This is a genomic window from Mesorhizobium sp. M5C.F.Ca.IN.020.32.2.1 (assembly GCF_004023105.1).
Taxonomy (GTDB): domain Bacteria; phylum Pseudomonadota; class Alphaproteobacteria; order Rhizobiales; family Rhizobiaceae; genus Mesorhizobium; species Mesorhizobium wenxiniae.
Genome location: NZ_RZSX01000057.1, coordinates 1 through 10,000, shown reverse-complemented (window position 1 = coordinate 10,000; position 10,000 = coordinate 1). Strand labels below are relative to the sequence as shown.

The 10,000-nt window shown below is 60.8% G+C and carries 6 protein-coding genes, 1 tRNA gene and 2 rRNA genes (1 of these 9 cut by a window edge); 8 read left to right on the top strand and 1 reads right to left on the bottom strand.

Annotation, left to right across the window (positions count from 1 at the left end):
- The 3 genes from EOA86_RS04845 to EOA86_RS04835 all read left to right on the top strand — a co-directional run.
- Positions 1 to 1,821: ribosomal RNA gene (locus EOA86_RS04845) — 23S ribosomal RNA — on the top strand; it begins 1,000 nt to the left of the window's first position.
- Between the two features lie 226 nt (positions 1,822 to 2,047).
- Positions 2,048 to 2,162: ribosomal RNA gene (gene rrf, locus EOA86_RS04840) — 5S ribosomal RNA — on the top strand.
- 339 nt (positions 2,163 to 2,501) lie between these two features.
- A tRNA-Met gene (locus tag EOA86_RS04835) sits at positions 2,502 to 2,578 on the top strand.
- 105 nt (positions 2,579 to 2,683) lie between these two features.
- On the opposite strand, the gene EOA86_RS04830 is transcribed toward EOA86_RS04835, so the two are convergent.
- Positions 2,684 to 3,511 carry a MurR/RpiR family transcriptional regulator gene (locus EOA86_RS04830; RefSeq protein ID WP_128340866.1) on the bottom strand — a complete coding sequence of 276 codons (828 nt, stop codon included), beginning with the start codon at positions 3,509 to 3,511 and terminating at the stop codon, positions 2,684 to 2,686.
- A 149-nt stretch (positions 3,512 to 3,660) separates the two neighbouring features.
- On the opposite strand from EOA86_RS04830, the gene EOA86_RS04825 reads away from it, so the two are divergent.
- The 5 genes from EOA86_RS04825 to EOA86_RS04805 all read left to right on the top strand — a co-directional run.
- Positions 3,661 to 4,482: an N-formylglutamate amidohydrolase gene (locus tag EOA86_RS04825; RefSeq protein WP_128340865.1), complete on the top strand. Its 822-nt coding sequence runs from the start codon at positions 3,661 to 3,663 to the stop codon at positions 4,480 to 4,482.
- Between the two features lie 21 nt (positions 4,483 to 4,503).
- Positions 4,504 to 6,018: an amino acid permease gene (locus EOA86_RS04820; RefSeq protein WP_065007624.1), complete on the top strand. Its 1,515-nt coding sequence runs from the start codon at positions 4,504 to 4,506 to the stop codon at positions 6,016 to 6,018.
- Positions 6,019 to 6,112: 94 nt separating this feature from the next.
- Positions 6,113 to 7,483: a glutamine synthetase family protein gene (locus EOA86_RS04815; protein ID WP_128340864.1), complete on the top strand. Its 1,371-nt coding sequence runs from the start codon at positions 6,113 to 6,115 to the stop codon at positions 7,481 to 7,483.
- Between the two features lie 88 nt (positions 7,484 to 7,571).
- Complete coding sequence (locus EOA86_RS04810) at positions 7,572 to 8,960, top strand: aldehyde dehydrogenase family protein (RefSeq protein ID WP_127211003.1); 1,389 nt, start codon at positions 7,572 to 7,574, stop codon at positions 8,958 to 8,960.
- Positions 8,961 to 8,977: 17 nt separating this feature from the next.
- A partial coding sequence (locus tag EOA86_RS04805) for an iron-containing alcohol dehydrogenase (protein WP_164891557.1) occupies positions 8,978 to 10,000 on the top strand: 1,023 nt, incomplete at its 3' end.

Sequence of the window (10,000 nt, the reverse complement as noted above, 5' to 3'; positions counted from 1 at the left end):
GCGGGTGCTAACGTCCGTCGTGAAAAGGGAAACAACCCTGACCTACAGCTAAGGTCCCCAAGTTATGGCTAAGTGGGAAAGGATGTGAGGATCCCAAAACAACCAGGATGTTGGCTTAGAAGCAGCCATCATTTAAAGAAAGCGTAACAGCTCACTGGTCTAAATAAGGGTCTTTGCGCCGAAAATGTAACGGGGCTAAAGCCATACACCGAAGCTTAGGGTGGCGATAATCCTTCGGGATTACGCTGCGGTAGCGGAGCGTTCTGTAAGCTGATGAAGCCATACCCGTGAGGGGTGGTGGAGGTATCAGAAGTGCGAATGCTGACATGAGTAACGTAAGGGGAGTGAGAGACTCCCCCGCCGAAAGTCCAAGGGTTCCTGCTTAAAGCTAATCTGAGCAGGGTTAGCCGGCCCCTAAGTCGAGGCAGAAATGCGTAGACGATGGGAATCACGTTAATATTCGTGGGCCTGGAGGAAGTGACGGATCATTGAGGTAGTCCAATCTTATCGGATTGAAAGGGCTGCTGCGTGGTTCCAGGAAATAGCTCCTCCTTATAGACCGTACCCGAAACCGACACTGGTGGACTGGTAGAGTATACCAAGGCGCTTGAGAGAACTATGCTGAAGGAACTCGGCAAATTGCACGCGTAACTTCGGAAGAAGCGTGACCCTTTTCCACGCAAGTGGAGGAGGGTGGCACAGACCAGGGGGTAGCGACTGTTTATCAAAAACACAGGGCTCTGCGAAGTCGCAAGACGACGTATAGGGTCTGACGCCTGCCCGGTGCTGGAAGGTTAAGAGGAGGGGTGCAAGCTCTGAATCGAAGCCCCAGTAAACGGCGGCCGTAACTATAACGGTCCTAAGGTAGCGAAATTCCTTGTCGGGTAAGTTCCGACCTGCACGAATGGCGTAACGACTTCCCCGCTGTCTCCAGCATAGACTCAGTGAAATTGAATTCCCCGTGAAGATGCGGGGTTCCTGCGGTTAGACGGAAAGACCCCGTGCACCTTTACTATAGCTTTACATTGGCATTCGTAGTGGCATGTGTAGGATAGGTGGTAGGCTTTGAAACCTGGGCGCCAGCTCAGGTGGAGCCACCCTTGAAATACCACCCTTATCACTATGGATGTCTAACCGCGGCCCGTTATCCGGGTCCGGGACAATGTATGGTGGGTAGTTTGACTGGGGCGGTCGCCTCCTAAAGAGTAACGGAGGCGCGCGATGGTGGGCTCAGAACGGTCGGAAATCGTTCGCTGAGTGCAATGGCATAAGCCTGCCTGACTGCGAGACTGACAAGTCGAGCAGAGACGAAAGTCGGTCATAGTGATCCGGTGGTCCCGCGTGGAAGGGCCATCGCTCAACGGATAAAAGGTACGCCGGGGATAACAGGCTGATGACCCCCAAGAGTCCATATCGACGGGGTTGTTTGGCACCTCGATGTCGACTCATCGCATCCTGGGGCTGGAGCAGGTCCCAAGGGTATGGCTGTTCGCCATTTAAAGCGGTACGTGAGTTGGGTTCAGAACGTCGTGAGACAGTTCGGTCCCTATCTGCCGTGGGTGTAGGAATATTGAAAGGATCTGTCCCTAGTACGAGAGGACCGGGATGGACGGATCTCTGGTGGACCTGTTGTGGCGCCAGCCGCATAGCAGGGTAGCTATATCCGGACGGGATAACCGCTGAAGGCATCTAAGCGGGAAACCCACCTTAAAACGAGTATTCCCTGAGAACCGTGGAAGACGACCACGTTGATAGGCCGGGTGTGGAAGAGCGGCAACGCTTGAAGCTTACCGGTACTAATAGTTCGATCGGCTTGATCGTTCTCATTACTTATGCCCATCACCAGCGCAATCCGAAGGATTGTCGTCGGCGCAATCCAAAGGATTGTCGCCTGGTGGTTGTTTGCCCTCGCGGCAGTCGGCTTCGCCGACGCCTCCGGGCAGGGCCTCGCAAAGGCTCGGGCGCGCGGTCGCGCTTGCGGACTGCGTCCGAAAACCGCGATGCCAGGCACGAAAAACAGCTTCTCGAGCAACGTGCGCTTTGCCGACCTGGTGGTTATGGCGGAGCGGCTGCACCCGATCCCATTCCGAACTCGGCCGTGAAACGCTCCAGCGCTGATGGTACTTCGTCTCAAGACGCGGGAGAGTAGGTCGCTGCCAGGTCTGCAAAACGCACGTCGAAAATCCAAATCTTCTCCTTACAAAACAGGCCCGCCAATCGGGAGCTCGGGCCGCGCAAGCGGCCCTTTCAGTTGGCGGAACTAACTCAGCGCTGACTTGTTGAAAAGTTGACGCGGGGTCGAGCAGCGCCCCGTCCGCCCGCAAAAGGCCGAAGGCCTCGAGGACGGACAAAACAAAAAGTCCGGGCTGCCCGGCCGGCATTCGCCGTCTAGTCGACGCGGGGTGGAGCAGCGCCCCGTCCGCCCGCAAAAGGCCGAAGGCCTCGAGGACGGACAAAACAAAAAGTCCGGGCTGCCCGGCCGGCATTCGCCGTCTAGTTGACGCGGGGTGGAGCAGCCCGGTAGCTCGTCAGGCTCATAACCTGAAGGTCACAGGTTCAAATCCTGTCCCCGCAACCAAAACCCAAAACGGCCCGCCTCAGTGCGGGCCGTTTTGCGTTTGCGGCCTGCTGGCCGCCTTGTCCGGCACGGAAGTGATCATGCGGTCGAGTTCAGGCCGCGTCCCTACCGCAGGCTTTCCAGCTCGCGGATGCGTTTGGCGCCGTCGGCCTCGAGCTGCCGGGTGACGGCGCCAATCAGCGTTTCGGCAACGACAAAAAGGGCCGCCGAGGAGTCCCAGGCCGAGGGCACGGCGGTGCGCCCGGCGATGACATGGCGGGCGAAACGGGCGATCGGCGACAGCCACTGGTCAGTGAACAGCACGATCTGCACGCCGCGCTGATGCGCCGTCTCGGCGAAACGGACCAAGCTGTCCTGGTAGCGCCTGATGTCGAAGATCACCAGCACGTCCCGCTTTCCCATGTCGATCAGCCGGTCGCGCCAGACGCTTTCCTGTCCGGCGAGGTGAAAGACATTGGGCTGGATGACGGCGAGGTGGGCGGCCATGTAGCGCGCCAGTGGATCGGTGAAGCGGCCACCGATCAGGAAGGTCTTGCCGCGCCGGTCGGCAAGCTTTGCGACGATGTCGGCAAGCTGTTTGTCGGACAGGTGCCTGAACGTCTCGCGCATGTTGTCGAGCGTCGCCTCCAGCATCGGCGACACTGCGCCGCCGTTCGGCGATGGCGGGTTGAGCGTCCGTGACGCCGGCGACTGCAGTTGCGCCGCCAGCTCGTCCTGCAGCGCCGACTGAAATTCCGGGTAGTTCTGCAAGCCGAGCCGGGCGACGAAACGCAGGATGGTCGGCGAGGAAACGCCGGCGGCAGCTGAGAACTCGGCGACCGTCTTCAGGCCGATCAGCGGGTAATTGGCGATCAGCGTTTGCGCCGCGCGGCGCTCGCCCGCTGGCATCGTGCCGATGCGGTCCGAGATCAGTTCGGCAATGCTCGAAATCATCTTTTCCCACCCTGGCCGTTTTGCCGAAATCGCATTTGACCCGAAATCGCGTTTGACAAAGCCGGATAAACTGTATGAAATCATCCACAGGGACGCAATGAGACAAAATACGTAATATACGATACAGCGCTCCCCGGGGACTGACAACAATGGAGACAGCACGGCCCGTCAGCCTTGCATCGCCTGAAACCGTGAGGGTGACGAACCCTGGCGGATCGAGCCCTTTCGTGCTGACCTGCGATCACGCCTCCAACTTCCTGCCGCCGGAATTCGGAACGCTCGGCCTTGCTGCCGGAGAGCTTTCCCGCCACATCGCCTGGGACCCCGGCGCGCTCCCGGTCGCCCGCCGCATGGCCGAGGCGCTCGACGCCACGCTGGTCGAGACCCGCATTTCGCGCCTTGTCGTCGACTGCAACCGGCCACTGGACGCGCCCGACCTAGTGCCGCCGGTCAGCGAGACCACGGCCATTCCGGGCAATACCGGCCTGTCGGAAAAGCAGCGAACCGCGCGCATCGCTCTGTCCTGGCAACCCTTCCATGATGCGGTCGCGAGTATCATCGACAAAAGGCTGGCGCGCGGGTTCGAGACGCGGCTGGTTTCAATCCATTCCTTCACCCCGGTCTACAAAGGTATGAGCCGGCCCTGGCACATCGGCATCATCCATGACGAGGATCGCCGGCTGGCAGCGCCGCTTGTCGCCGCGCTGCAGCGGCTCGCCGGCGTCACGGTCGGCATCAACGAACCCTATTCGCCGGCCGACCGCGTCTATTTCACGCTGGAACGGCACGCGCGTCCGCGGGGGCTGCCCTGCGCGATGATCGAAATCCGCAACGACGAAATATCCGACGAAGCCGGGCAGCGAAAATGGGCGGATCTGCTCACGGGGATTTTGTCCGATCTCGAGCCGTCATCCGGATCCCAGGGATCTGGCCGGCGCGGGCTCGGCCATCCGGTGGAACCGGTCAACTGACAAGAAGAAGGGGACTTTCAAATGGCAGGCGGTAATACGAAGCAAGTCGGCAGCGTCGCATACGCGAAGCGCGACAAATCTTATTTCGAGGACCGGCAACTGGTGCGTCACGCCAATGTCTGGCATCTGTGGGCGCTCGGCGTGGGTGCCGTCATATCGGGACATTTTTCGGGCTGGAATTTCGGATTCGGGACGGGCGGCTGGGGCGGCATGCTGGTGGCTGGCATCATCATCGCCATCATGTATATCGGCCTCGTCTTCTCGATCGCCGAGATGAGCCCGGCTTTGCCGCACACCGGCGCTGCATACTCCTTCGCCCGGACGGCGATGGGGCCATGGGGCGGCTTCATCACCGGACTTTGCGAAAACGTCGAGTATGTTGTGACGCCCGCCGTCATCGCCTTCTTCATTGGCTCCTACATGGGAGGCATCTGGTCGGTCGCCTTTCCCGACTCCAGCGTCTGGCCACCACTTTGGTGGCTGGTGACCTATGCCGTGTTCCTGGCGCTGAATATTTTCGGCGTCGCGCTGTCCTTCCGCGTCACCCTGGTCGTGACGCTGCTGTCGCTCGCCGTGCTGATCGTATTCTGGATCAGCGCCATTCCGAGCATGGACTTTTCGCGCTGGGCGCTGAACATCGGTGTCGGCCCGGACGGAGCGGCGATGGAGCTTCCCGAAGGCAATGGCTCGATGTTCCCGTTCGGCTTCTCGGGCGTGCTGGCGACGCTGCCCTTCGCGGTGTGGCTGTTCCTGGCGATCGAGCAGCTTCCGCTGGCGGCCGAAGAGTCGGTCGACCCCAAGCGCGATATGCCGCGCGGCATTATCGCCGGCATGCTGACGCTGATCGTCTCGGCCTTCATGATCGTGCTGCTCAACCCGTCGGTCGTCGGAGTCGGTTCCTTCAAACTCGCCACTTCCGGCGAGCCTTTGCTTGACGGGTTCCGGGCGATTTATGGCGACTCGGGCGCAGTGCTGCTTGGCCTCATCGCGCTGATTGGGTTGATCGCAAGCTTCCACACCATCATCTTCGCCATGGGCCGCCAGGTCTATTCGCTGAGCCGCGCGGGCTATTTCCCGTCGGCGCTGTCGGTGACCCACAAATCCTACAAGACTCCCTATGTGGCGATGTTTGCGGGCGCCATCGTCGGCTTCGGCATCATGCTGATCATGTGGTTCGCGCTTGGCGGCGATACGGCCGGTTCGCTCATCGGCTCGGTGTTGCTGAACATGGCGGTGTTCGGGGCGATGTTCTCCTACATCCTGCAGGCGGTGTCCTTCATCTTGCTGCGTCAGAACCAGCCGAACATGGAGCGTCCTTATCGCAGCCCGCTCGGCGTCCCGGGCGCCGTGCTGACGATCGTCATCGGCGTGGTCACCCTGCTCTACCAGATTCAGGACGCGAACTTCACCAAGGGCGTGGTGTGGGTGGCGCTGTGGTTCGCCATCGCGATCGTCTATTTCGGGCTGGTCGGCCGTCACAAGCTGATCCTGTCGCCGGAAGAAGAGTTCGCGCTGGAGCACGCGCAGAAAGCCTGACCTTTCTCGAACCCAAAAAACACCCGGCCGCTTCTCGCGGCCGGATCCAGATTTGAACTCTCGAAGCGCCACAAAGGCGGCGGAGCTTGCAAGAATGGCCGGAAATTTTTCTTTCGATCAGTTGAAGAAGGCGGTCTCAAGCGGTGAGGTCGACACGGTGCTGGCCTGCATCGTCGACATGCAGGGGCGGCTGGCGGGAAAGCGGTTCCTGGCCCAGTATTTCGTCGATTCCGCCCATGATGAGACGCATGGCTGCAATTATCTCTTGGCCGCCGACATCGATATGGAGCCGGTGCCCGGCTACAAGGCGGCGAGCTGGTCGAAGGGTTACGGCGACTTCGTCATGAAGCCCGATTTGTCGACGCTGCGGCGCATTCCATGGCTGGAAAAGACGGCGCTTGTGATCTGCGACGTGCTTGACCACCACACCCATGATGACCTGCCGCATTCGCCGCGCGCCATCCTGAAGAAGCAGGTCAAACGGCTGAGCGAGCGCGGCTATATCGGCTATTTCGCCTCCGAGCTCGAATTCTATCTGTTCAGCGAAACCTACGATTCGGCTCGCAAGAAGCACTGGCACGGCCTCGACACAGCCTCGCCCTATATCGGCGACTACCAGATCGGCATCACCACCAAGGAAGAAGGCGTCATGCGCCGGCTGCGCAACGAGATGGAAGCGGCCGGCATACCGATCGAGAACTCCAAGGGCGAGTGGGGTCCGGGCCAGGAAGAAATCAACGTCCGCTATGCCGAGGCGCTCGACATGGCCGACCGCCACGTCATCCTGAAAAACGGCGCCAAGGAGATCGCCGAGTCTGAAGGCAAGGCGATTTCGTTCATGGCCAAGTACAATTACGGGCTGGCCGGCAATTCCAGCCACATCCACAATTCGCTGTGGAGCGCCGACGGCAAGACGCCGCTTTTTTATGACAAGAATGCCGAATGGACGCTGTCTACGCTCGGCCAGCAATGGGCGGCGGGCCAGCTCAAATACGCCAAGGAATTCACCTGGTTCTTGGCGCCCTACATCAACTCCTACAAGCGCTTCCAGGCCGGCACTTTCGCGCCGACCAAGATCATGTGGAGCGAGGACAACCGCACCGCCGGTTTCCGCCTGTGCGGCGAGGGCACCAAGAGCATCCGCATGGAATGCCGCATCGGCGGCGCCGATCTGAACCCCTATCTCGCCTTCGCCGCGCTGATCGCGGCCGGCCTTGCCGGCATCGACGAAAAGCTTGAACTGCAAAAACCCTTCGTCGGCGATGCCTATCAAGCCTCGCAGCTGCCGGAAATTCCGAAGACCCTGCGTGATGCCACCGAGACGCTGGCGAAATCGGAGATGCTGAAGCAGGCGCTCGGCGACGGCGTGCTCGAGCATTATGTCCATACGGCCCACTGGGAGCAGTTCGAATACGACCGCCGCATTACCGATTGGGAACTGCACAGGGGGTTCGAGCGGTACTAAACTACGCCAGTGCTGCCCTTCGGCCTTTGGTGCCGGACGGACGGGCGGCTCAAACCGAGATTGTCATTAACCGTGAGGGCTCAAAGGAATGACCGAAACGGTCAAGATAAAAACTCCCGTCGATGGTTCGATCTATGCCGAGCGGCCTGTGGCCACCGACCAGGCGATCAATGCGGCGGTCGAGCGTGCCAAGGCGGCGCAGGAGAAATGGGCTCAGACGCCGGTCGTCGAGCGCGGCAAGTACATGCTGGCGATGCTGGAAGCGCTGGTCGCCATGACCGAAGAGATCGTGCCGGAGATCGCCTGGCAGATGGGTCGTCCGGTGCGCTATGGCGGCGAGTTCGGCGGCGTCAGGGAACGTACCAGCTACATGGTCGAGATCGCGGAAGCGGCACTCAAGCCGGTCCTCGCCTCCAATCCGAAGGACGGGTTTCGCCGCTATGTGAAGAAGGTGCCGCTCGGCGTGGTCTTGGTGATTGCGCCCTGGAACTATCCCTATCTTACCGCCGTCAACACTATCGTGCCGACGCTGATGGCCGGCAGTGCCGTCATCCTTAAGCATGCGGCGCAGACGCTGCTGGTCGGCGAACGTTTTCAACAGGCGTTCGACAAAGCAGGCCTGCCCAAGGGTCTGTTCCAGAACCTCGTCATGAACCATGTGCAGACCGAAAAACTGCTCGGATCGGGCAAGATCGACCATGTCAATTTCACCGGCTCGGTTGCCGGTGGCCGCGCCATCGAAAAGGCCGCGGCAGGCACCTTCATGACCCTCGGCCTCGAACTTGGCGGCAAGGACCCGGCCTATGTCCTGGCCGACGCCAAGATGGATCATGCCGTCGCCAACCTGGTCGACGGGGCCTTCTACAATTCCGGCCAGTGCTGCTGCGGCATCGAGCGCGTCTATGTCCATGAGAAGGTCTATGACGAATTCATCGAAGGCTTTATCGCCGAAACCAAGAACTACGTCGTCGGCAACCCGCTCGACCAGGCGACGACGATGGGGCCGATGGCACAGGCGCGCTTCGCCGACCTGATCCGCGAGCAGAAGGCCGAGGCGCTGCGCAAGGGCGCCAAGGCCCACATCAACATGAAGGTTGCCAATGACGAGCAAGGCTCGCCCTATCTGGCGCCAGAGGTGCTGACCGAGGTCGATCATCAGATGAGTGTCATGCGCGAGGAAAGTTTTGGGCCGATCGTCGGCATCATGAAGGTGCGCAACGACGAAGAGGCGATCGCGCTGATGAACGACAGCCCGTATGGGCTGACAGCCTCGATCTGGACGCGCGATATTGAGCATGCAGTGGCGATCGGCGACCGTGTCGAGACCGGCACCGTGTTCATGAACCGCTGCGACTATCTCGATCCGGCGCTGGTCTGGACCGGTGTCAAGGACACCGGCAAGGGCGCCGCCCTGTCGGCCATCGGCTACGACAATCTGACGAGGCCGAAATCATATCACTTGCGTGAAGCCATCTGAATTTCTGAAAGATAAAAATGTCAAAACTCATTTCCAAATGGAACTATCCGACAACCGTGCGCTTCGGCGCGGGGCGCATCAAGGAATTGCCTGATGTGCTTGATGCCACGGGCATCAAGCGGCCGCTCTTCGTTACCGATCCGGGGCTGGCCAAGCTGCCGGTGGTCGCCTCGACGCTGAAGATCCTCGACGACGCCAAGGTACCCTATGGCGTGTTTTCCGAGGTCAAGCCGAACCCGGTCGACTCCAACCTGACCGCCGGCATTGCCGTGTTCCAGAAGGGCAAGCATGACGGCGTCATCGCCTTCGGCGGCGGTTCGGCGCTCGACCTCGGCAAGCTGATCGCCTTCCAGGCCGGCCAGGCGCGGCCGGTCTGGGATTTCGAAGATATCGGCGACTGGTGGACGCGCGCCAACTCCGATGCGATCGCACCGATCATCGCCGTGCCGACCACCGCCGGCACCGGCTCGGAGGTCGGCCGCGCCGGAGTCATCACCAATGAAGCGACCCACACCAAGAAGGTCATCTTCCATCCGAAACTTTTGCCGGCCATCGTCATCGCCGATCCGGAACTGTCGGTCGGCATGCCGGGCTTTATCACAGCCGGCACAGGCATGGACGCGCTTGCTCACTGCCTCGAGGCCTATTGCGCGCCGGGCTATCATCCGATGGCCGACGGCATCGCTGTCGAAGGCGTGCGGCTCGTCTTGGAGAACCTGCCGAAGGCCTATGCCAACGGTAAGGATCTTGTCGCCCGCGCCCACATGATGAGTGCGGCCGCCATGGGCGCCGCCGCTTTCCAGAAGGGGTTGGGCGCGATCCACTCGCTGTCGCATCCGATCGGCGCGCTCTACGACACCCATCACGGCATGACGAACGCCGTGTTCATGCCTTATGTGCTGGCCTTCAACCGCGACGCCATCGAGGTGCGCATCGCCCGGCTCGCGGCTTATTGCGGCCTCAAGGGCGGCTTCGACGGCTTCGCCAAGGCCGTCATCAAGCTTCGCAAGGAATTGAAGGTGCCGCACGCGCTGCCGGGC

Coding starts and splice junctions, on each gene's coding strand:
- EOA86_RS04830 (WP_128340866.1), bottom strand. CDS start 3,511: ATGATTTCGAGCATTGCCGAACTGATCTCGGACCGCATCGGCACGATG.
- EOA86_RS04825 (WP_128340865.1), top strand. CDS start 3,661: ATGGAGACAGCACGGCCCGTCAGCCTTGCATCGCCTGAAACCGTGAGG.
- EOA86_RS04820 (WP_065007624.1), top strand. CDS start 4,504: ATGGCAGGCGGTAATACGAAGCAAGTCGGCAGCGTCGCATACGCGAAG.
- EOA86_RS04815 (WP_128340864.1), top strand. CDS start 6,113: ATGGCCGGAAATTTTTCTTTCGATCAGTTGAAGAAGGCGGTCTCAAGC.
- EOA86_RS04810 (WP_127211003.1), top strand. CDS start 7,572: ATGACCGAAACGGTCAAGATAAAAACTCCCGTCGATGGTTCGATCTAT.